Origin of the sequence: Streptomyces sp. NPDC005784 (assembly GCF_042871525.1) — a bacterium.
Classification (GTDB): domain Bacteria; phylum Actinomycetota; class Actinomycetes; order Streptomycetales; family Streptomycetaceae; genus Streptomyces.
The window spans coordinates 1-22,876 of the sequence record NZ_JBIAIQ010000029.1 but is presented as its reverse complement, the minus strand read 5'-3'; the positions used below and the strand labels follow the sequence as shown (position 1 = coordinate 22,876).

The following is a 22,876-nucleotide window of genomic DNA, read 5'->3' as shown; positions in this document are numbered from 1 at the left end:
ATCCTGGGGAAGGTCGGATCCTGGGGAAGGTCAGACCGCCAGTCCGCTCAGCCCCGTCGGCATGTGTGTCTGCTGGACGGTCTTCCCGCCGCCGACGTACATGTGCACGCCGCACGGCAGACACGGGTCGAAGCTGCGGACGGCCCGCATGATGTCGATGCCCTTGAAGCTCTCGGGCGGGTTCTCCTCGAAGATGGGGGTGTTCTGCACCGCGTCCTCGTACGGGCCGGGTGTGCCGTAGCTGTCGCGCACGCTGCCGTTCCACGGCGTCGGCGGGTACGGGTGGTAGTTCGCGATCTTGCCGTCCCTGATCACCATGTGGTGGGAGAGCACACCCCGGACGGCCTCGGTGAAGCCGCAGCCGATCGACTCGTCCGGCACGTCGAACTTCTCCCAGGTCTGGGTGCGTCCGGCGCGCACCTCCTCCATCGCCCGCTCCGCGAAGTGGAGGGCGGCAGCGGCGGCGTACGCCTGGAAGTAGGTGCGGGCCCGGTTGCGTTCGAGGGCGTTGCTCCACTGAGGGATCTTCCACTCGAGCGCCATCTCCGGCTTGGTCATCGTGCGTGGCAGGTTGATCTGCACGCTGTGCCCGGTGGCCTTGATGTAGCCGATGTCGACGAGTCCGGACAGCGCCGTGGACCACAGCCGCGCGATCGGGCCGCCGCCGGTGTCCAGGGCCAGATGGTCGGTGCCGTCGAACCAGCGGGGAGACATGACCCAGCTGTACTTGTCCTCGAAGTCCCGCTTCTGCGGGGCCGGGATGGTGTGCTGGTTCCACGGGTGCCGTTCGTCGACGGGGTTGCCGAGCGGGTCCCGTTCGACGAACTTCTCCATGCCCGACCAGTCCTCGTAGTACGAACTGCCGAGCAGGATGCGTATGCCGAGGTTGATGTCGACGAGGCTGTTGGTGACCAGCTTGCCGTCCACGATGACGCCCGGGGTGACGAACATCCGCCGGCCCCAGTTCTCCATGTTGGCGTACTGGAAGTCGCAGTACTCCGGGTCGTTCAGCGCGCCCCAGCACCCCAGCAGCACCCGGCGTCTGCCCACTTCCTCGTAGCCGGGCAGTGCCTCGTAGAAGAAGTCGAAGAGGTCGTCGTGGAGCGGGACGACCCGCTTCATGAACTCCACGTAGCGGGTGAGCCGGGTCAGGTAGTCGGTGAAGAGCTGGATGGTCGCGACCGTGCCGACGCCGCCCGGGTAGAGCGTGGAGGGGTGCACATGGCGGCCCTCCATCAGACAGAACATCTCCCGTGTGTAGCGGCTCACTTGGAGCGCCTCGCGGTAGAACTCGCCCTCCAGCGGGTTGAGCGAGCGCATGATGTCGGCGATCGTGCGGTAGCCGTGATCGGCCGCGTGCGGGGCCTCGGTGCGCTCGGCGAGTTCGAGCACGCCGGGGTTGGTCTCGCGGACCATCCGCTCGCAGTAGTCCACACCGACCAGGTTCTCCTGGAAGATGTTGTGGTCGAACATGTACTCCGCGGCCTCGCCGAGGTTGATGATCCACTCGCCGAGGTGCGGGGGTGCCACGCCGTACGCCATGTTCTGGGCGTAGACCGAGCACGTCGCGTGGTTGTCGCCGCAGATGCCGCAGATCCGGCTGGTGATGAAGTGCGCGTCGCGCGGGTCCTTGCCGCGCATGAACACGCTGTACCCGCGGAAGACGGACGAGGTGCTGTAGCACTCCGCGACCCGCTTCGCCTTGAAGTCGATCTTGGTGTGGATGCCGAGACTGCCCACGATGCGGGTGATCGGGTCCCACGACATCTCCGTGAGGCCGTCACCGGCCGGCTTGTTCGTCGCCGTCGCCATGGTGCCGCGCCACCTTCCTGTCGAGTGTCCTGCTCAGCGGGTGGGTAACCGTGGTCACCACGGGGCCTTGTAGCCGGTCGTGAGCTCCTCGCCCTTGCCGCGCCACTTCGGTTCCTTGTCGACGGTCCTCGCGGTGATGTTCCGCAGCCGCCGTATGACCGATCCGTAGATACCGCTAGCCGTCGCGGACACATGGCCGCCCGGCGGCTCGTCCATGAACGGCATGAACTTGTCGGGGAAGCCCGGCATGGTGCAGGCGATGCAGATCCCGCCGACGTTCGGGCAGCCGCCCACGCCGTTGATCCAGCCGCGCTTCGGCACATTGCACTTGACGACCGGGCCCCAGCAGCCGAGCTTGACCAGGCACTCCGGCGATCCGTACTCGGTGGCGAACTGCCCCTGCTCGTAGTACCCGGCGCGGTCGCAGCCCTCGTGCACCGTGGCGCCGAACAGCCAGGTCGGCCGCAGCTCCTCGTCCAGCGGGATCATGGGCGCCGCGCCCGCCGCCTGGTACAGCAGATAGAGCAGGGTCTCGGAGGCGTTGTCCGGGTGCACGGGGCAGCCCGGGATACAGACGATCGGAATGCCCGCCTTGGACTTCCACTCCCAGCCCAGATAGTCCGGCACTCCCATCGCGCCGGTCGGATTGCCGGCCATCGCATGGATACCGCCGTACGTCGCGCAGGTCCCGATGGCGACGACTGCGAGCGCCTTGGGGGTGAGCCGGTCCAGCCACTCACTGGTCGTGATCGGCTGACCCGTCTCCGGATCGTCCCCGAAGCCGCACCAGTAGCCCTCCGGCTTGACCCGCTCGTTCGGTATGGATCCCTCGACGACCAGCACGAAGGGCTCCAGCTCGCCCCGGTCTGCCTTGAAGAACCACTCGACGAAATTGTCAGCGCCCTGCACGGGCCCGCACTCGAAGTCGATCAGGGGCCAGTGGACCGCCACCTTGGGCAGTCCTGGCAGGGCACCGAGCGCCAGCTCCTCGATGCTCGGCTGGGTCGCGGCGGTCAACGAGACCGAATCCCCGTCGCAGCTCAGCCCCGCGTTGATCCAGAGAATGTGGACGGTCGGGTCCTCCTGCGCGTCGTCCTGCGCGGCGGGATCGGCCGTCGTCGCGGTCGGGGCGTTCATGAGCCCTCCTGGGAATCAGCTCATTCAGGTCATAACTGGCCAAGCGGCCTTCCCTATGGTTACCGCCCGGGAGGGGTGACGGTAAGTGCGAACGGGCCCTATCGCCCCCACGCACTGTCGCGGCGGGCAACCGGCCGTCGGTCGACGTGACAGCGCCGATCGGTCGCCCGCGAACGACGCCGCTCCAGCTCAACAGCCGGCGAGTCCGAGTCACGATGCACCCGGTCTGATCGCATATCGGGTGGTCGTCAAACGCACCCAAAAAAGATCAGCACATCGAATTCCGGTACAATCCCCAACGCCTTTACTCAGCGATGGGTTTACCGGACCTCGCGCGAAGTCCATGCCGAACATCAGAAGCTGTGAATCGCGTTTGAAATCAGCGGTCGACGCCCGTCCGGGAAACGCGAGCCCCCGTCATTCGGTCGAGCGCGAAGTATCGACCACCGGGCCCTGGTCCTGCCTTTGCGATCCCGGAACCGTTTCCGACGGAGCGCTGGAAGACCGCTTGATCCGCGCTTGAGTGCCGCTTGATCCCGGTCGGCGACACTCAATCTCGCGGCAAATCGAGTGATCGTTCGTCCAGTGGTCTGGAGTTGGAAGAATGCTTGATGTCGGCGTAATCGGAGAAGGGCCGGGCGGGTTGTTTCTGGCTCGCCTTCTGCTGATGCGGGGAATAGCTGCACGGGTCCGCGTGTGTGAGCGTAACCCCCTGGGGGCCACATTCGGATTCGGGATCGTTTTCTCCGACCGGACGATGTCGGCCCTGCGCGCGGCGGACCCCGAGACGCATGACCGGATCGTCGCGGCCAGCCGCTCGTGGCGTGACATGGAGGTTCGCATCGGCGGGCGGGAAATTCGGTACGGCGGGTACGGGTTCACGGCCATCGCCCGACGTGTGCTGCTGGACATCCTCCGGGAGCAGGCTGAGGCCAGCGGCGCCCAGCTCGACTTCCTCACCGTCGCGGACGCGGCGGAGCTCTGCTCCGAGCATCAGCTCGTCGTGGCTGCCGACGGCGTCGGATCGGAAACCAGGGACGCTCGCAAGGAGATTTTCGGGACCGAGATCGAGCAAGGTTCGGCAAAATTCATCTGGTACGGGACGACGGCGCCGATGGAGCGTGTCACGTTCCCGTTCGTGAAGACCGTATTCGGAGTTTTCGCCGCACATACCTATCCTTTCGCCGACGGACTCAGCACCTTCATCGTGGAGACCGACGAGGAAGCCTGGCGAGCCGCCGGAATGGATGTCTCCACAGAACGGTCGATTGGTCCGGGAGGAAGTGATGAGTATTCCCAGCAGCTGATGGAGGAGGTCTTCGCCGACCATCTCAAGGGGCATCCGCTGCTGGTGAACAACAGTCGCTGGGCGAACTTTCGGGTGGTCCACAACCGGGTCTGGTGGCACGAAAACCTGGTGCTTCTCGGAGATGCCGCGCACACCGCGCACTTCTCCGTCGGCTCGGGCACGAAGCTCGCGATGGAGGACGCCATCGGCCTGGCCGACGCTCTGGGCGGGCGGCACGGCTCCAGCCGCTCCCAGGTGGCCCCGGCCGTCGATCCGGCCCCGGCCTTCAAGTCCTACGAGGTGGCGCGCCGGCCGCAGGTGGCGCGGACGCAGGGCTGGGCGGCGCCGAGCATGCGCTGGTGGGAGTCCTTCGCGCAACGGGCCGATGAGAACCCGGAGAGGTTCGGCTTCCACTTTCTGACCCGCACTCCGGCGATCGGTCTGGCGGGACTGCGCCGGCGACACCCGGAGCGGATCGCCGCGGCGGAGTCGGCCTTCGTCGTCGAAGCCGGATCGTCCGAGCGATCGGCGGTCGGTGCTCTCGCGCCGGCGTCCGAAGGCCGGACCCCGCATGCGGTGGCCTTCCCCCTCCGGCTCGGCGAACGGGTGCTGCGCAATCGGATGGTGAGCGTGGTGCCTCCTTCCCCCGGCCAGGCGGATTCCTGTGTGGCGCAGGCACTCGCTGGGAACGGTCTCGTACTTGCCGACTGGAGCCGTGCCTCCCGGCAGGAGAGCGCCGGGGCCGGCGCGGGGGTCGGACCGGTTTCCGGAGGGAGCAAGGAATGGCGGGAGGCGGTCCGTGACGCCGGGCGCAACGGCGTACCACTCGGAGCCATCGTGGACTGTGAGGACGTAGGGAAGCCGCACGGCGCCCCCGTCCACGGCATGCCGCTGCTCGTTCTGCTTGCCGACCGGGTGGACCCCGAGACCTTCGGCCGGACCCTCGCGGCACTGCCCGGGCGGGATGACGACCGCCGGCTGCTACTCGGCCTGCACTGTCCGGCGGGACCTCCCACCCGAGAAGAGACCGACGCCTTGTCCCGCTGCGCGTCGGCCGCGGCGGCAACCGGCGTCGTGGCCGTCTACCTGCGCCTGGCAGGGCATGCCGCCGCGGCGGAGCCGACCGCTTGGGCGGAGGAGGACAGCTGGACCACAGTCGTCGAGCTGGCCGACCGGCTCCGCACCGCGTCCGGGCTGCCCCTGATCATCGACGCCCCCGCGGGCTGGGCCCTCGACGCCCCGGGGCACGCGGCCGACAACTGGCCCACCCGTCTGCACACGGCGCTCGTCGCCGGCCGCGTGGACGCCGTCGCGTCCCGGCAGGTGGCTCTGCCGCCCTGCTGACGTCATCAGCCCTCTCGCCGCCCGACCGCTCACAACCACAGCCAGGTCCAACCGAGTGGAGGTATGTCCGGATGAGTGTTTTCCACGAGCACGACGGGGTCCAACACCAGTCGAACGGCGCCGAGTCGGCAAACTTCGGCGAGAGAACGCCGGAGCCCGTCGCCGTCATCGGCATGGGTTGCCGCTTTGCCGGTGACGCCAACTCGCCCGAAGAGTACTGGCGGCTTCCCATGGAGGGCCGCGACGGCATCGGCGAAGTGCCGCCGGAGCGTTGGGAGTCCTACGCGGAGGCCAGTCCGCAGAACGCCGCGACCCTGCGCAAGGTGACCCGGAACGGTGGCTTCCTCGATGACATCGAGGGTTTCGACGCCGATTTCTTCGGCATCCTGCCACGTGAGGCGGAGCTGATGGACCCCCAGCAGCGCATCGTGCTGGAGGTCGCCTGGGAGGCCCTGGAACACGCCGGGATCCGGCCGCGCTCGCTGGCCGGTGGTGATGCGGGCGTCTTCATCGGCGTCGGCTCCGACGACTACGGGCGCCGGATGTTGGAGGACCTGCCCCGGATCGAGGCCTGGACCGGGATCGGTGCCGCCTTCTGCGCGGTCGCCAACCGTATCTCCTACACGCTGGACCTGCGCGGGTCGAGCCTGGCGGTCGACACCGCCTGCTCCGCGTCGCTGGTCGCGCTCCACCTCGCCTGCCAGGCCCTGCGTTCGGGCGAGTGCCCGGTGGCGCTCGCGGGCGGCGTGAACATCATGGCCGGTCCGGGGCTGACCATGGTCCCTGGACGCCGCCGGGGCGGTCTCACCGGACGGGCGCAGCAAGTCCTTCGACGCCTCGGCGGACGGCTACGGCCGCGGCGAGGGCGCCGGCGTTGTCGTGCTCAAGCGCCTCTCCGACGCCCAGCGCGACGGGGACCGCGTCCTCGCCGTCATCTGGGGCAGCGCCGTCAACCAGGACGGCCGCACCAACGGCATCATGGCGCCCAGTGAGGAGGCGCAGGCGCATCTGCTGCGTCAGGCCTACCGCTCCTGCGGCATCGACCCCGCAACCATCGACTACGTCGAGGCCCACGGCACCGGCACCCGAGCCGGTGACCCGATCGAAGTCGGAGCCATGGCTCAAGTCTTCGGCCCGCGCCCGGCCGACCGGCCGTGCCTGGTGGGCTCCGTGAAGCCCAACGTCGGGCACCTGGAGGCCGGCGCGGGTGTGGCAGGACTCATCAAGGCAGTGCTCGCGTTGCACCACGGCGAGATCCCGCCGCAGGCCGACTACTTCACCACCCCCAACCCCGCCATCCGGTGGGACGAGGCGGGGCTGAAGGTGGTCACCGAACCCACCCCCTGGCCCGTGAGCGGCCACCCGCGCCGGGCCGGTGTCTCCGGCTACGGCTACGGCGGGACGATCAGCCACCTGATCCTGGAGGAGGCGCCCGCCCCGACGCGTGGTCAGCAGACCGAGAGCCAGACGGGCCCACTGCTCCTACCCCTGTCGGCGGCCACCGAGGCGGGCGTGTGCTCCCAGGCCGGACGGCTTGCCGAGTGGCTGACCGGGACCGGCGCGGAGGCCCCGCTGGCCGATGTCGCGGCGACCTTGTCCGGGCACCGCGACCACCTCCAGTCCCGGGCCGCCGTCGTGGCGGCCGACCGGAAGCAGGCGGTCGAGCGGCTCACCGCCCTGGCCGAACAGCGCCCCGGAGACGGTGTGGAGACGGGCGCCGTCCTGCCCGCGGCCGGCGACGCGGTCTGGGTCTTCTCCGGCCACGGCGCCCAGTGGATCGGCATGGGCCGCGAGCTCCTGGAGCGCGAGCCGGTGTTCTCCGCCGTGCTGGACGAGATCGAGCCCGTCTTCCTGGAGGAGATCGGATTCTCGCCCCGCCAGGTCCTGCTCGACGGTGACCTCGTCGACGTGGACCGGATCCAGCCGATGATCTTTGCCATGCAGGTGGCGCTGTCCGCCGTGTGGCGGTCGCGGAGGCTGCGGCCGTCGGCCGTGATCGGTCACTCGGTCGGTGAGCTCGCCGCGGCGGTCGAAGCCGGCATCCTGAGCCTGCTCGACGGCTCCCGGCTGATCTGCCGCCGCTCCGTACTGCTGCGCCGGGTCGCGGGCCGGGGGGCGATGGTCATGGTCGGCCTGCCCTTCGACGAGGTCGCGGCGCGCCTGGCAGGCCGCGCGGACGTCAGCGCCGCGATCGCCGCCTCCCCGGGCTCCACCGTGGCGGCCGGCGGCGTCGAAGCGGTCGCGGCGGTCGCCGCGGAGTGGGAGGCGCAGGGCCTGACCGTCCGCAGGGTCGCCTCCGACGTCGCGTTCCACAGCGCCCACATGGACCCGCTCCTGGACGAACTGCGCCGCGCGGCCCACGACCTGGCGCTGAACGAGCCCGTGATCCCCGTCTACAGCACGGCACTCGCAGACCCGCGCGGCACCGCCCCGCGCGACGGCGACTACTGGGCGGCCAACCTGCGCAACCCGGTCCGCTTCGGCAGCGCTGTCCAGGCCGCGGCCGAGGACGGTCACCGTGCCTTCCTGGAGATATCCGCCCACCCCGTGGTCGCGCACTCGATCGTGGAAACCCTGAGTGAGAGCGGCGTCGAGGATGTCGTCGTCGCGCACTCGCTCCGGCGGAACAAGCCGGAGCTGGAGATATTACTGAGCAACGCCGCCGTGTTGTTCAGCCACGGCGTTCCGGTCGACTGGTCCGCGGCCGTCCGGGGCCGTCTGGTCGACCTGCCGGTCCGCGCCTGGCAGCACCGGCCGTTCTGGTATCGCTCGGCGCCGGCCGCGCAACTCGGCGGGGGCCAGCATGACCCGTTGAGCCACACGCTCCTCGGCCGCCCGGTCACCGTCAATGGCACAACGCCCTCGCGGCTCTGGCAGACCTACCTGGACGAGAGCTCCCGCCCCTATCCGGGCGACCACCCGGTCCAGGGCGTGGAGATCATCCCCGCGACGGTGCTGCTGAACACGTTCTTCACCGCCGCCGCGGACGGAGCCGCCTTCCCCGGCCTGGCCGAGGTCAACCTCCGCGTGCCGGTGGCCGTCAGCACCCCGCGTGAGGTGCAGGTCGTGCTCCAGGAGGGCGCGCTGCGCCTGGCGTCGCGCATCGTCGGCGCGGAGGAGGACGACGCCGATGCCTCCTGGCTCACGCACACCTCCGCGGTGGTCTCGCCGACAATCCAGGTCGGGTCCCGCCGAGTGGAGTTGGACGAGGTGCGGTCGCGTTGCCCGGTGCCGCTGCCCGAGGACTACGTCATCGACCGGCTCGCCGCGATCGGTGTGGCCGCCATGGGGTTCCCCTGGCAGGTGCACGAGATGCGAGGTGGCGACGGTGAGCTGGCGGCCGTGGTCAGCGCGTCCCCGGACGGCACCCCGCCGCCCTCCTGGGCGAGCGTCCTCGATGCCGCGCTGTCCATCGCCTCGGTGACCTTCCCCGGCAGTCCGATCCTGCGTATGCCGGCTCATATCCGCGAGGTCGCCGTCTTCGGCGACTGCCCGGCCGAGGTCGTGCTGCACGTGCGCTGCGTCGACGGCCTGGCCGCGGTGGACACCGTGGACGTGCTGATCGCCGCACTCGACGGCGAGGTGCTCGCCCGCTTCGGTGGTCTCCGCTACGGCGTCCTCGACGGCGACCCCGGTGCGACCGCGAGCCCGCGCCGCCTGGTGAGTGAGCTGTCCTGGCGGGCCGTGGAGCAACCCGCAGGAGAGCGGCCTCCTGCCGAGGTGGTGCTGCTCGGCGACGCACAGGCCGCGCAGCGGATCGGTGAAGGCTTCTCCCGTGTCGGCTTCCCCTGGCGCTTCGCCGCCGATCCGGAACAACTCGAGGCCGTAGGCCCGGACACCGCCGTCCTCGTCGTTCCCGACCGCGACAGGGAGCCGGCCGCGGCCGCCGTCGCCGCCTCCTGGCTGCTCACCCGCACTGTGCAGGGCCTGGCTCGGCAGGAGCCCGGTCGGCGTCCGATCGTGCGTGCGGTGACGCGCGGCGTACGCGAAAGCCTGGACCAGGAGGCGTTGGGGGACGCGGTGCTGTGGGGTCTCGGCCGGGTGCTGGCCGGTGAGCACCCGGACCTGTTCGCCGGGGTCGTCGACCTCTCGGCGCGGCCGACGGAGGAGGAACTGGCCGCCCTGGTCGACCTGGTCCGCGAGGATTCCGGCGAGAGACCCGGCGACGAGGTGGTGACCCTGCGTGGAGCCCTGCGCGAGGTTCCGAGGCTGGTCGCCGTCGAGCGCGAGCCGGAGCACGCCGCGCTGGAGTGCCGCGCCGACGCCACCTACCTCGTCACCGGCGGCCTTGGCGTGCTGGGCCTGGAGGTCGCCACCTGGCTGGCGAGCCGAGGCGCACGGCGCATCGTGCTGGCGGGCCGGACCGCGCTGCCGCCGCGCTCGCAGTGGGCCGCGATCACGGACCCGGCGACGCGCCGACGGGCCGAGGCGGTAAAGGTGCTGGAAGGGCTCGGCGTCACCGTGCGGACGGTCGCCGTCGACGTCGCCGACCGCGAGGCCCTGTCCGCCGCGCTCGACCCGGAGACCCTGGGGTTGCCACCGATCCGCGGCGTTGTGCACGCGGCCAGCGTGCTCGACAACCGGATGGCCGTCGATGTCGATGAGGCGTCGCTGACCACCGTGCTGCGCCCGAAGGCCGGAGGGGCCCTGGCCCTGCACGAGACCTTCCCCGTCGGAGCCCTGGACTTCATGGTCCTCTTCTCCTCCTGCGGGCAGCTCCTCGGCCTGCCGGGCCAGGCCAGCTACGGCTCGGCCAACGCCTTCCTGGACGCGCTGGCCTGGCACCGTTCCGCCCTCGGCGACCGCACCCTGAGCGTGGCCTGGACCTCGTGGCGCGGCCTGGGCATGTCGACATCCTCGGAACTCATCGACATCGAGTTGGCGGCTCGCGGCACCGCGGACATATCGGCTGCCGAGGCCTTCCGCAGCTGGGCGTTCGTCTCCCGGTTCGACCTGCCTCACGCGGCGGTCATGCGGATCCTGCCACCGGAACCCGGGGCGGAGCGTCCCCGACTGCTCGCCGACCTCGCGGTTCCGGATGCCGACGTGCTCGGCCAGGTGGAGACGGAGTGGGCCGAGCTGGCCCCCGAGGAGCTGCGCGGCTATCTCGTGGACGACGTCCGCGCCCAGGTCGCCGGGGAGCTGAGGTTCGATCCGGACACCTTCGACGTACGACGCCCGCTGATGGAGATGGGCCTCGACTCGGTGATGACGGTGGTGATCCGGCGCCGGCTGGAGAAGATCTTCCGGCTCTCCCTGCCGAGCACCCTGCTCTGGGACCGGCCCACCGTCGCTGCCATAGGCGACTTCCTGTTCGAGCTGCTCCAGGAAGCGAGCAACGAGGAGGCGCAGGCACAGCCGCCGGAGCCGGAGTTGATCGAGCCGCTCGTCGGCTGACCGCTTCGTCCGCCCGTCTCACCGCCCCAGCGGGCTCCGGTACGGCCGGCCCGCTGGACGACTGGACCGTGGGTGCCGCCCGGCTCTCATGGGCTGCGGGCCGGGCGGCACCCACGAAGGAGGGGAGAAGATGATTCGCACCGGTGTGGTCGGCTGGCCTCAGGAGGCCGCCGACCGGTATGTCGCCTCGGGACTGTGGCGGCGGCAGCCGCTGGGGGGTTGGGTATGGTCCTGGGCCGACCGTTACGGCCACCGCACCGCCGTGGTGGACGGCTCGGTCCGGCTCAGCTACCGCGAAGTCGCCGAACGGGTGGACTCGCTGGCGGAGCGCCTGCTCGGGCTGGGCATGAGGAACGGCGACAACCTGCTCGTGCAGTTGCCCAACTGCTGGGAGTTCCTCGGCCTGTTCCTGGCTTGCCAGCGGATCGGGGTGGCGCCGCTGCTGGCGCTGCCCGCGCACCGCGAACACGAACTCGCCTATCTGGCGGATCTCGCGGAGGTCGCGGCGATCGTGGTGCCGGACCCCTGCGCGGCTTCGACCACCAGTCCCTGGCCGCGCGGATCGCCGCGGATCGCCAGGTCAGCTGTCCGGTCCTGGTCCTTGGCGGCGAGCCGGAGCCCGGGCACCTGGACCTCTCGGCGATGCTGAGCCCGATGCCCGGAGCCATGGAGCGCCGCTCCCGGCTGGACGCGTTGGCGCCGGAACCGGAGGAGGTTGCGTTCTTCCTGCTCTCCGGAGGGACGACCGGTCTTCAGAAGATCATCGCGCGGACCCACAACGACTACGAGTACAACGTCCGTCGGAGCGCGGAGGTCTGCGGTTTCGACGTGGAGACCGTCTATCTCGCGGTGCTGCCGGTGGCCCACAACTTCGCGTTGGGCTGCCCGGGGGTGCTCGGCGCCCTGTCCGTCGGCGGGCGGGTCGTCATGTGTCCTTCGCCGCGCGCCGAGATCGCCTTCCCCGAACTGGCCCGGGAGCGGGTCACCGCCACGTCCGTGGTCCCGGCGGTGGCCCGTACCTGGCTGGGAGCCGCCGACTCGGCCGGCCCCGATTTGGAGAGCCTGCGTGTGCTGCAGGTCGGGGGTTCGGTACTGCCGGCCGATCTGGCCCGCGGCCTCGCCCCGGCATTGGGCTGCACCCTTCAGCGGGTGTTCGGCATGGCCGAGGGCCTGCTCAACTACACCCGGCTGACCGACCCCCCGTTCGTCGTGAGCACCACACAGGGCCGACCGATCTCCGAGGCCGACGAGGTCCTGATCGTCGACGCGGACGGCCGGCCCGTCGAGGAGGGGGAGACCGGGGAGCTGCTGACGCGCGGCCCCTACACACCGCGCGGCTACCTCCGTGCGCCGGATCACAACACCCGGGCCTACACCCCGGACGGCTGGTACCGCTCCGGCGATCTGGTGCGCCGCCACCCCAGCGGCAACCTGGTGGTCGAGGGGCGGATCAAGGACCAGGTCAACCGCGGCGGCGAGAAGATCGCGATCGACGAGGTGGAAGACCTCGTCCGCGTGGTGCCCGGGGTCGCCGTCGCCGCCGCCGTCGCGCTACCCCACCCCGTACTGGGCGAATGCCTGGGAGTGTGCGTGGTGCCCGCGCCCGGCGCGGAACCGACGCTCGCGCACATCCGAGCGCTCTTCCGAGAACGTGGGGTCGCGGCTTTCAAGTACCCGGACGAGCTACGGCTTTCGCCGGCCCTGCCACTGACGGCAGTCGGCAAGGTCGACCGCAAGCAGTTGCTGGACCTCTTCGCAGTCACGCGGGGCCCCGAAGTGACCCCTCTCGGACGCATCGCCTGACCGACCGAGCAGACCTGTCAATCGCAAAGGGAGTCGATCCATGACTGACCAAGCCCCCGAGGTCGTGTTGCCACCGGAGCTGGCCTCGCTCCGCCTGAAGGGTGCGGACCACCTCGCCAGGGTGACCTGGAAGCCCGAGGAGACCGTGCGCTTCTACCGGGACGTGCTCGGCCTGCCCCTGGTCCACGCGATCACCGCCACCGGCTGGGTGAGCGAGACGTTCCCCGACTTCGTTCACTTCTTCTTCGCCCTCGGCAAGGGCGACCACCTGGCGTTCTTCTACTACTTCGGGCTCCCCGAAGAAGAGCAGCCCGGCGACCTGATGCACCGGTCCCGACACCTCGCCCTGCACGTCGACACGGAGCAGGAACTGCTCGACTGGCGCGCCCGGCTCAAGGCGCACGGCGTGCGGGTCACCCCGCTCCTGGCCCACGAACTGCTGGAGTCGATCTACTTCGACGACCCCAACGGCATTCAGCTTGAGATCACCCGCCCGCTGCGCCCCTTCGAGCCGATCGACGCCCGCGATGCCGAGCTGACCCTGAGGGCCCTCTCGGACGTCAGCCGGAACGGGAAGCCGACGGTTACGGAGATGTGGCGCCGTAAGGGAGAGCTGTCCCGCGCCCACACGGAGGAGCAGAACCGATGACCACGCTGTACGTACTCGACATCCCTGAGTTCGCCGCCTTCATCGAGGCCGCCGATCGTCAGAACATGAGCGTCAGCCGTGGCGGTGACTACGTCGAGGTGACCACGGCAGGGCCGTTGCAGATCGAGCGGGCACAGGTGGGCGCCCGGCCGGCGGTCTGGTTCGCGGCCCTGACCGCGGGTTTCCAGGGACAGCTGGTCACCTTGGACGACGACCTGCTGTTGCTGGCCGAGGAGTGAGCGGACGAACTCGCCGTCCGAGCCTCACCCTTGGGCCTGGCCCGTCGTGGGGCGCGGGCCCAGGAGCGTTCGCGTGGCGTCCAGAAAGGGCAGCAGTCCTGGGGCGTGCTGAGCGTTGCGCCGCCAGGTCGCGTGGATCGGGGCCTCGTAGTGGGGGCCCCGCCACGGCACCAGTCCGACCGCGCCCCGGGCCAGATCCGCGGCGACGGCTATCTGCGGCAGCAAGGCGAAGCCCATGCCCGCCGCGACGCACGTCCGCAGGGCGCCGATGCTGGTGAGTTCCGCCGCGACTCGAGGGCGGGGACCCGGGTTCGATCCCAGCGCCTCCTCGAACATCATCCGGTAGCTGCAGCCCGGCTCGGTCACGAGGAAGTCGACGCCCGCGAGGTCGGCGTTGGTCACCAGTTCCTGTCGCGTCAGCGGGTGGTCCTTGGGTGCCACCACGACGACCGGTTCGGGCAGGAGCGGCATGCTCTCCAGATCAGGGTGGTCCGGAGGTGTGCCGAAGGTGAAGCAGAGGTCGAGCGTCTCCTCATGGACGCCATTGCGGCACTCCTTCCGGTTGCCGGGGCGGAGTACCACGTGCACCTTCGGGCAGTCTTCGCGGAAGCGGGTGAGTAGTGAGGGGAGCCGGTAGACGCACAGCGTCTCCGGAGCCCCGATCAACAACTCTCCTCCAGGAATGCCGAGTTCGGTGACCGCGGCCCTGGCCTCCTCGGCGAGGGAGAGCATCCGCTCGGCATAGTCGACCAGGCGGTGTCCGGCCGGGGTGAGGCGCAGGCCGCGGTTGGAACGCTCGAACAGGCGGACTCCCAGGTCCTGTTCCAGCGCCTTGATCTGTTCCGTCACGCTCGACTGCGCGTAGTTCAGCCGCTCGGCAGCGTGTGTCACGTTCAGTGCGTCGGCCACGGTGCGGAACGTACTGAGCTGCCGCAGCTGCATGTTCCTGCTCCCGACCGTTGGTATTGGCTCTCCCGATGATGCCATCGGAAGCTCCCGTTTCCGATCCGCTTCCGATCTTGTCAGGCTTCAGTCCCAACCCCTGGACGGCCACCCTCCTCCATCGCGGCCGTTCCGGCTTCACGAAAGGCAATGTCATGGCTGCGCCAACTACGCAGGCCGCCAACGCGTCCGCCGAGGCACTCGCCGAGAACCCCTCGCGTCGACGGCTGTTACTGATCGGTCTTTCGCTCGGCTACTTCATGGTTCTCCTCGACACCAGTGTCGTGAACGTGGCGCTGCCCGCCATCCGCAGCGACATCGGAGGTGGACTCTCAGGGCTGCAGTGGGTGGTCAACGGTTACACCCTGACCTTCGCGGCGCTCCTGCTCACGATGGGCGCTTTGTCGGACCGTTTCGGCGGCCGCCGGGTCTTCATCGTCGGCACCTGGGCCTTCCTCCTCGCATCGCTGCTCACCGTGTTCTCGCCGAACCTCGGTGCGTTGATCGCCATGCGCGCCCTGCTCGGTGTCGCGGGTGCGGCGCTGCTTCCCTCGTCCATGGCCGTCATCGCCACCACCTTCACCGAACCGGCTCAACGCGCCCGCGCGCTCGGCTCATGGGCGGCCATCACCGGAGCGGCGCTGGCCGCGGGCCCCGTACTCGGAGGTGTGCTCACCGACACCCTCGGTTGGCGCAGCATCTTCGCCATCAACGTTCCCGTGGCGCTGGCCAGCGTGCTCATCACGCGTGCCTTCGCGCCGGAGACGACGCCGAACACCAGCCGCGGGGTGGATCTGCCCGGTCAGATCAGCGCGGTGCTCGCGCTCGCCGGACTGACGTTCGGTGTGATCCAGAGCGAGAACCTCGGCTGGGGTTCGGCGCCGGTGCTGGCCGCGCTTGCCCTCGCCGTCGTGGCCGGAGCGGTCTTCCTGGTCGTGGAGCGCCGGCCGGCCGGGCCGCGCGGCCCGATGCTCCCGCTGGTGCTCTTCCGCAACACCACCTTCTCGGTCAGTGTTCTCAACGGCCTGCTGGTCAACTTCGGCCTTTCCGGACTGCTGTTCGTGATGTCCCTCTATTTCCAGCAGGCGCGGGGCCTGTCCGCGTTGTTGGCCGGATGCGCCTTCCTGCCGCTCACGCTGCCGACGGCCTTCAACCCCATCTACACGGGCCGTCTGGTTGCCCGGTCAGGCCCCAGGAAGCCGTCGGTTCTCGGCTTCGCACTGCTGACGGTCGGAGCGGGTGTCCTCGCTGCCGCCGTGACCGGCACCGGCGCCGTGCACACCGTGCTGATCGGCCTGGGCCTGCTGGTCTTCGGGTTCGGCGTTTCCTTCGCGATTCCCTCCTTGGTGGTGGCCACTGTGTCGTCCACCCCGAAAGAGCAGGTGGGCATCGGGTCCGGGGCGCTCAACTCGGCGCGCCAGACCGGCGCCGTCGTGGGAGTCGCCGTGCTCGGTTCGGTGCTCCACGCTGCCGAAGGTTCCGCGGGAGGCAGCCGCACCGCGCTGATCGTCGTCACGGCCGCGCTCCTGCTCGGCCTGGTGCTGTCCGTCTCCTTCATCGGACGGAACCGCCAGGCGGCCTAGCCGGCCCGCGTGTGCCGGCGGTCACCCCCGCCGGCACACAACCAACCAGAGAAGCGCATCCGAGCCGCGAGCAAGGGCATGAAATTGACCGTCTGATCGTCCGTGTTCGGACCTGGTGGGGGGAGAAACCGTTGCACGTCAACGTCCTGGGAACTCTGAGCGCTCGAATAGGCGACGTCTCTGTGCTGCCGACGGCTCTCAAGCAGCGCCGCATTCTGGCTCTGCTTGCGCTGTCCGGGGGAATGATGGTCTCCAACGATCAGTTGATCGAGGAGATCTGGGAAGACGGGCCGCCCAAGAGCGCGGTCACCGCCCTGCAGACCTATGTCCTGGCCCTGCGTAAGCGGATCAGTTGCGTCGGCGTGGACGCCAAGCGAGTCGTGATCACGCGCGACGGGGGTTACCAGATAGAGCTTGCCGCGGACGGGTTGGACGCGAACGCCTTCGAGCGGCACGTGCACGTGGGCCACCGGCTTGCCGCCGCACGGGAATTCCAAGGCGCTGTTGACGCCTTCCGCATGGCGCAGAGCCTCTGGAGCAGCGGCCCCTTCACCGATCTACCACCCGGTCCCCACCTGGCGATCGAAGCAGCGCGTCTGGAGGAGATGCGCATCGGGGCGACCGAAGGGCGCATGGAAGCCGAGCTGCGCATCGGGAGGCACCGCAGCGTGGTGAGCGAGCTGAGCGCGCTCACGGCCCGGTATCCCCTGCATGAGTACCTTCACGCGCAGTACATCCTCGCCCTGCACCGGTCCGGCCGTCGGGACCAGGCGCTGGCCGCCTACAGCCGGGTGCGCGCGTCACTGCGGCGGGAGTTGGGCGTGGAGCCGTCGCCGCGGCTGTGGCATCTTCAGCGCGACGTCCTGACGGCCGAGAACCTCTACATCAGCGCCAACGACGAACTCGGCGGATACCAGGGCGAGCGGGAGTCCGCGTGAACACCCCGCACCCGATCCATGGGCAGCGGATTGCCGGGTCGTGGGGGGTGCCCTGATCCGAGGTCGTGTCGATGTCCCCGTCATCGCGCGACCCGTGAGCGCCGGCCGGGCCCTGGGAGCCCCCGTATCCGTCAGGGCCCGGCCGGCGGCAGTTCTTCCCACTGGCCACTTCACGCAGATCAGGAGAGCCATGACTTCACTACTCGACGGGCCGATCGCCGTTCGGGGCGCTGGTGCGAGAGCGGCGGAACTGGCGGCCCTGCGAGAGCGGGTGCTGGCGGGGCCGAGTGAGGCGGCGACGCAGGCGCAGCACGCGAAGGGCAAGCTGACGGCGCGCGAGCGGATCGCCTTGCTGCTGGACGAGGGCTCGTTCAACGAGGTGGAGGCGCTGCGCCGGCACCGGGCGACCGGGTTCGGCCTGGAGGCGAAGAAGCCCTACACCGACGGCGTCATCACCGGCTGGGGCACTGTCCACGGCCGCACGGTGTTCGTCTACGCGCACGACTTCCGGATCTTCGGCGGCGCGCTGGGCGAGGCCCACGCGCAGAAGATCCACAAGATCATGGACATGGCCATCGCGGCCGGGGCCCCGCTGGTCTCCCTCAACGACGGCGCCGGCGCCCGCATCCAGGAGGGCGTGACCGCACTGGCCGGGTACGGCGGCATCTTCCAGCGCAACACCCGCGCGTCCGGTGTGATCCCGCAGATCTCGGTGATGCTCGGCCCGTGCGCGGGCGGCGCGGCCTACAGTCCGGCGCTGACGGATTTCGTGTTCATGGTCCGTGAGACATCGCAGATGTTCATCACCGGACCGGACGTGGTCAAGGCCGTGACCGGCGAGCAGATCTCCCAGAACGGGCTCGGCGGCGCGGACGTGCACGCCGAGGTCTCCGGTGTGGCGCACTTCGCCTACGACGACGAGCGCAGCTGCCTGGAGGAGGTCCGCTTCCTGCTGTCGATGCTGCCGCAGAGCAACCGGGAGACCCCGCCGGTCGAGCTGACCGACGACCCGGCCGAACGCCGCTGCGAGGCGCTGCTCGATCTCGTGCCGGCGGACGGCAACCGCCCGTACGACATGCGCAAGGTCATCGAGGAGCTCGCCGACGACGGCCAGTTCATGGAGATCCACGAGCGCTGGGCCACCAACGTCATCTGCGCGCTCACCCGCATGGACGGCCAGGTCATCGGCATCGTCGCCAACCAGCCGCAGTCGCTCGCGGGTGTGCTGGACATCCACGCGTCGGAAAAGGCCGCGCGGTTCGTGCAGTGGTGCGACGCGTTCAACATTCCACTGGTGACACTGCTGGACGTGCCGGGTTTCCTGCCCGGCGTGGACCAGGAGCACGGCGGCATCATCCGCCACGGGGCCAAGCTGTTGTACGCGTACTGCAACGCCACCGTGCCGCGCATCTCCCTGGTGCTGCGCAAGGCATACGGCGGCGCGTACATCGTCATGGACTCGCGTTCCGTAGGCGCGGACCTGGCCTTCGCCTGGCCCACCAACGAGATCGCGGTCATGGGAGCCGAAGGTGCCGCCAATGTCATCTTCCGCCGCGAGATCGCCGCCGCCGACGACCCCGAGGCCAAGCGCGCGGAGATGGTGCAGCAGTACAAGGACGAGCTGATGCACCCCTATTACGCCGCCGAGCGAGGCCTCGTCGACGAGGTGATCGACCCGGCCGAGACCCGCGAGGTGCTGATCCGCTCCCTGCAGATGCTCCGTACCAAGCACGCGGACCTGCCGGCCCGCAAGCACGGAAACCCCCCGCAGTAACCGTCAAATGCCGGGCCCAAGTATCGAGGAAGGCAACGATGACCTCCGCCACGATGCCGATGGTCCAGATCGTCAAGGGCGAGCCGGCCGACGACGAACTCGCCGCGCTCGCCGCCGTCCTGCTGGCCCGCGCAGCCGCGGCCCGGCGCCCCGCGCAGTCGCGCTCCGCGCACGACGACCGCCGCCCCCAGGCTCGCTGGCGTCGTCTCGAGCGCGTCACCAGCTACCGCAACCCTGTCAGTTGGCGTTAGCCGTGGGGACTCGGCAGCGAACTCGCTCTGCGGGCGCCGCCCCTTCGTGCGGATCGGCAGGTCAGGCAACCGACAATGGTGGGATGCGAAATGCTTTCGACCCGGACGAGTTGACGTCTCACGCCTTCTACCGACTTCTGACAGCTCTGGTGGTGCCCCGGCCGATCGCTTGGATATCGACGATCGGTGCTGATGGTGTGGACAACCTGGCGCCCCACTCGTTCTTCACCATCGCGTGTGTGGAGCCACCGATCGTGCAGTTCAGTTCGGTTCGGCGCAAGGACACGCTCCGCAACGTCGAGGAGACCGGAGAGTTCGTCGTGAACTTCGCCGGTGAGGAGCACTTCGAGGCGATCAACGCCACGAGCACGGATTTCCCCCGGGGGGTCAGCGAGTTCGATGTCCTCGGCATCGAGCGCGAGCCGAGTCTTCGGGTCGGGCCGCCCCGCGTCGCCGGTTCACCGGCCGTACTGGAATGCACGTTGCACAGCACCGTGCGGCTGGGTGACTCCACCGTCGTCTTCGGCCGCGTGGTCCACGCGGCCGTCGACCAGAAGGTCCTCGTCAACGGGCATCCCGAGATCGACCGACTGCGACCGTTGGCCCGGCTGGGCAAGGACGAGTGGGGAACGTTGGATGCGGTGCGCGAGATCGAACGCGTCCGCTACGCGGACTGGTCCGGGTCGCCGTCGTCCTAGCCGAGGACGCGAAGGAACGACGGCACGGAGTCGCCGCGTACTGACGCTCGGATTTGCGCCGGCGTGCTCAATTCGACCGGAGGGGACACCCTTTGGCACAAGGACAGGCCTCGTGCCAGGGGTGCGGTCGAACAGGTCAAGGCCTGCCGTGAGGGTCAGCGTACGGCGTAGGCCCTGATCAGGGCCTGGGCGAGACGAGCCTGGTCATCTGGCGACGCCGCACCCCTCAGCTCGTGGACAGCTCCGAACGGATGTGCCGGCCCGCCCAGTGCTACGGCGAGGTGGGCACGTGCGGGGAGCGGAGCACGAGCAGGGTGATCTCGCTGGGGGCGAAGACGCGGAATGGCGGGCCCCAGAAGCCGGTGCCGCGGCTGGTGTAGAGGAGGGTGCGGGTGCCGTGGTGGCTCAGGCCGGCGACGGCGGGCTGGTCGATGCGGACCAGGTGGTGGAAGGGCCAGATCTGGCCGCCGTGGGTGTGGCCGGAGAGCTGGAGGTCGATGCCGTCGGCTGCCGCTCGGTCGACGAACTTGGGCTGGTGTGCCAGGAGCAGGACGGGCAGGTCGGGGTCGGCGCCGTTCATGGCTCCAGCGAGGTGGGCGCGGTGGCCCGCCAGGCCGGAGGACTCGGCTGTGACGTCGTCCACGCCGGCGACCACGAGGGTGTCGCCTCCGCGTTCGAGCAGCAGATGGCGGTTGCGCAGCGGTTCCCAGCCCAGCTCGTCCATCAGGTCGACCCAGCCCTGGGCCTCGCTGTAATACTCGTGGTTGCCGGTGACGTATACGCGGGCCCGGGTGGCCCGCACGGTACCGAGTGGGGCGGCCTGGGCGCGTCGGCGTTCGGCCGTGCCGTCCGCGATGTCGCCGGTGTGGCAGACCAGGTCGGCTTCCAGAGTGTTCACCGTCTCGCACACCCGCGCCGACCAGCGGGCGCGATCGAGCGGGCCGTAGTGGGTGTCTGTGATGAGGACGACGCGGATGCCGTCCAACCCGGCACCCAGCCGCGGGAGTTGCACGTCGAGTCGGCGCACGCGTGGCACGCGGCGGGCCTCGAAGTACCCCCAGGAGAGCAGTACGGCGGTTACGCCGAGGACGGCCCAAGTGGCAATTCGGGCCCGGTCCTGACTGTCGTCGACGCCGGCCACGGTCAGGGCGAGTCGCAAGGGGACGCCGAGCAGAACGGACCAGGTGAACAGAACCCAGCTGGCGCCCAGCAGGGTGTCACCGACTATCGCCGCCCGGTCCTGCTGACGCCGGCCGTGGCCGCGCACCATCGCGAGCGGCATACCGATGAGGCCGAGGGCGAACAGGGCGGTGCCGACCAGCGTGACGGGCAGCGACCAGTGCTGGCCGGTGTGCAGGAGTACCCAGCAGGGCACGGCCCACAGCAGGACGGGGGCGATCAGCGGGATGTAGCGCATCAGGCGGTGCAGTCGGCTCTGCCGCGGCGCTTGCGCTTCACTGTCGGCGGATCGGGTGTTGCTGGTGTCGGTCACGCTTCCCCTCACTGACCAGGCTGCCGTCTCGCGCACTGTATCCGGTCGTCCTCGGGCCGACCGGACGGGCGTTCACGCCAAGCTCTTCGGCCTCCAGGGCCAGGCACAGGCCGGGATTGACGCCTGCGCTCGGCTTCTCCCGGACCTGACACACGGCGAATCCGCAGGCCGGTGGGTGATCTGCTCCTGACTCCATGCCGTCGCCCGCCTGCGGTCATGGCGATGGGGCTTGTTCCGCCTCTTCCACTCAGGCGTCACGGGGCCGTGCAACCGGTGTCCCATCAGGCGCCGGTATCCGTCCGGACAGCCGGTCATGCACGTGCTCGTGCAACCTGGGGGAGGAGCGGGCAGGGGCACTAGATGTACTGACCCGTGCTTTCATGAAGCCTGATGTCCGACGGGTGGTCAGATAAACGAAAAGTGCCTCTGACCAGCAAGAATGAGGATTGTCGAGGTCCTTGTTCCTGCCACCGTCGGAGGCACTTCCCAGGTGAAGAAGCGTATCGGGTCCTACCCGCGTGTCCGTGTCGAGGGTGGTGGCCGGGCGGTGGTCTCGCAGGCGGGAGGCGTCCTGCTGGTGGAGACGGGCCGTAAGGCTGGGCTGGACCAGGCGATATCTGCGGCTCTGGCACCCTGGCGCAAGCCGCGGGCGGTGCACGATCCGGGGAAGACGCTGCTGGATGTGGCCCTGGCGGTCGCGCTCGGCGGGGACTGCCTGGCCGATGTGGGGATGCTGCGGGCCGAGCCGGCGGTGTTCGGGCCGGTGGCTTCCGACCCGACCGTCTCGCGGCTCATCGACACCCTCGCCGCGGCCGGGCCGAAGGCCCTTCACGCGATCCGAGCCGCGCGGGCCGAAGTGCGCCAGCGGGTATGGAAGTTGGCCGGGACGTCGGCGCCGGATGCCGCAGGCGAGGTGATCGTGGACCTGGACGGGGTGCTGGTGCTGGCGCACGACGAGAAGCAGGACGCGGCAGCGACCTGGAAGAAGTCCTTCGGCCACCACCCGCTGATGGGCTTCGTCGATCACGGAAGCGGCGGCACCGGAGAGCCTGGTCGCGGCCCTGCTCCGGCCGGGGAACGCGGGCAGCAACACCGCGGCCGACCACATCACCACTGCCCAACTCGCCCTGGCCCAGCTCCCGAAACGGCATCGGCGAGGCCGCTCCACACTGATTCGCACCGACTCCGCAGGCGGTACTCACGAGTTCCTGGCCTGGCTCTCGCAGCGTGGGAGGTGGCTGTCGTACTCGGTCGGGATGACCATCACCGACGCCATCCATCAGGCCGTGCTGAAGGTCCCGGTCTCCGCCTGGACACCCGCCGTCGAACCGGGCGGTGAGATCCGCGAGGGCGCCTGGACCGCCGAGCTCGACGGCGATGTCCTCAAGGGCTGGCCCACGGGGATGCGGCTGGTGGTCCGCAAGGAACGGCCGTATCCCGGCGCCCAGTTGCGCTTCACCGATGCCGACGGACTACGGCTCACCTGCTTCGCCACCAACACGTCGGGCGGGAAGATCACGGACCTGGAA

The 22,876-nt window shown here is 69.6% G+C and carries 15 protein-coding genes and 3 pseudogenes; 14 read left to right on the top strand and 4 right to left on the bottom strand.

Annotated features, from left to right (window positions below; genetic code table 11):
• Positions 1-30 precede the first annotated feature (30 nt).
• Both ACFYR3_RS33135 and ACFYR3_RS33130 read right to left on the bottom strand, forming a co-directional pair.
• Complete coding sequence (locus tag ACFYR3_RS33135; protein ID WP_355838758.1) at positions 31-1,812, bottom strand: nickel-dependent hydrogenase large subunit; 1,782 nt, start codon at positions 1,810-1,812, stop codon at positions 31-33.
• Between the two features lie 54 nt (positions 1,813-1,866).
• Entirely contained in the window at positions 1,867-2,949 is a 1,083-nt protein-coding gene (locus ACFYR3_RS33130) for a hydrogenase expression protein HypE (RefSeq protein WP_355838760.1), read from the bottom strand.
• Between the two features lie 604 nt (positions 2,950-3,553).
• Between ACFYR3_RS33130 and ACFYR3_RS33125 the strand changes: the two genes are divergently transcribed.
• The 8 genes and pseudogenes from ACFYR3_RS33125 to ACFYR3_RS33090 all read left to right on the top strand — a co-directional run bounded on the left by ACFYR3_RS33125 (position 3,554) and on the right by ACFYR3_RS33090 (position 13,669).
• Positions 3,554-5,581 (top strand): FAD-dependent monooxygenase, encoded by a 2,028-nt coding sequence (locus tag ACFYR3_RS33125; RefSeq protein WP_389285617.1) that lies wholly within the window; start codon positions 3,554-3,556, stop codon positions 5,579-5,581.
• A gap of 71 nt (positions 5,582-5,652) precedes the next feature.
• A pseudogene (locus ACFYR3_RS33120) lies at positions 5,653-6,303 on the top strand (polyketide synthase); the annotation flags it as partial.
• Positions 6,304-6,364: 61 nt separating this feature from the next.
• A pseudogene (locus ACFYR3_RS33115) lies at positions 6,365-6,427 on the top strand (hypothetical protein); the annotation flags it as partial.
• Positions 6,428-6,460: 33 nt separating this feature from the next.
• Positions 6,461-10,978, top strand: coding sequence for an acyltransferase domain-containing protein (locus ACFYR3_RS33110; RefSeq protein ID WP_389285615.1), 4,518 nt, complete (start codon positions 6,461-6,463; stop codon positions 10,976-10,978).
• 130 nt (positions 10,979-11,108) lie between these two features.
• Entirely contained in the window at positions 11,109-11,627 is a 519-nt protein-coding gene (locus tag ACFYR3_RS33105; protein ID WP_389285613.1) for an AMP-binding protein, read from the top strand.
• A 5-nt stretch (positions 11,628-11,632) separates the two neighbouring features.
• On the top strand, positions 11,633-12,781 hold the full coding sequence (locus ACFYR3_RS33100) for an AMP-binding protein (protein ID WP_389285611.1): 1,149 nt from the start codon (positions 11,633-11,635) through the stop codon (positions 12,779-12,781).
• Between the two features lie 40 nt (positions 12,782-12,821).
• Positions 12,822-13,430 carry a VOC family protein gene (locus ACFYR3_RS33095; RefSeq protein ID WP_389285609.1) on the top strand — a complete coding sequence of 203 codons (609 nt, stop codon included), beginning with the start codon at positions 12,822-12,824 and terminating at the stop codon, positions 13,428-13,430.
• On the top strand, positions 13,427-13,669 hold the full coding sequence (locus tag ACFYR3_RS33090) for a hypothetical protein (RefSeq protein ID WP_389285607.1): 243 nt from the start codon (positions 13,427-13,429) through the stop codon (positions 13,667-13,669). The genes ACFYR3_RS33095 and ACFYR3_RS33090 overlap by 4 nt, the downstream gene beginning before the upstream one ends.
• A 24-nt stretch (positions 13,670-13,693) precedes the next feature.
• Here the strand turns inward: ACFYR3_RS33090 and ACFYR3_RS33085 are convergent, their stop codons facing one another.
• A complete protein-coding gene (locus ACFYR3_RS33085) occupies positions 13,694-14,611 on the bottom strand; it encodes a LysR family transcriptional regulator (protein WP_389285605.1) in 918 nt (305 codons plus the stop codon).
• A gap of 155 nt (positions 14,612-14,766) precedes the next feature.
• Between ACFYR3_RS33085 and ACFYR3_RS33080 the strand changes: the two genes are divergently transcribed.
• The 5 genes from ACFYR3_RS33080 to ACFYR3_RS33060 all read left to right on the top strand — a co-directional run bounded on the left by ACFYR3_RS33080 (position 14,767) and on the right by ACFYR3_RS33060 (position 19,855).
• Entirely contained in the window at positions 14,767-16,194 is a 1,428-nt protein-coding gene (locus ACFYR3_RS33080) for an MFS transporter (protein ID WP_389285603.1), read from the top strand.
• Positions 16,195-16,325: 131 nt separating this feature from the next.
• Complete coding sequence (locus ACFYR3_RS33075) at positions 16,326-17,132, top strand: AfsR/SARP family transcriptional regulator (RefSeq protein ID WP_356783084.1); 807 nt, start codon at positions 16,326-16,328, stop codon at positions 17,130-17,132.
• Positions 17,133-17,322: 190 nt separating this feature from the next.
• Positions 17,323-18,906, top strand: a complete 1,584-nt coding sequence (locus ACFYR3_RS33070) for an acyl-CoA carboxylase subunit beta (protein WP_389285601.1) — start codon at positions 17,323-17,325, stop codon at positions 18,904-18,906.
• Between the two features lie 38 nt (positions 18,907-18,944).
• The gene (locus tag ACFYR3_RS33065; protein WP_389285599.1) at positions 18,945-19,157 is read left to right on the top strand and encodes an acyl-CoA carboxylase epsilon subunit; all 213 of its coding nucleotides are present in this window, start codon (positions 18,945-18,947) and stop codon (positions 19,155-19,157) included.
• Between the two features lie 83 nt (positions 19,158-19,240).
• Positions 19,241-19,855, top strand: coding sequence for a flavin reductase family protein (locus ACFYR3_RS33060; protein WP_356783079.1), 615 nt, complete (start codon positions 19,241-19,243; stop codon positions 19,853-19,855).
• Between the two features lie 271 nt (positions 19,856-20,126).
• Here ACFYR3_RS33060 and ACFYR3_RS33055 read toward each other — a convergent pair whose 3' ends face one another.
• A complete protein-coding gene (locus ACFYR3_RS33055) occupies positions 20,127-21,347 on the bottom strand; it encodes a metallophosphoesterase (protein WP_389285597.1) in 1,221 nt (406 codons plus the stop codon).
• Between the two features lie 490 nt (positions 21,348-21,837).
• Here ACFYR3_RS33055 and ACFYR3_RS33050 point away from each other — a divergent pair.
• Positions 21,838-22,876: pseudogene (locus ACFYR3_RS33050) on the top strand (IS1380 family transposase); the annotation flags it as partial.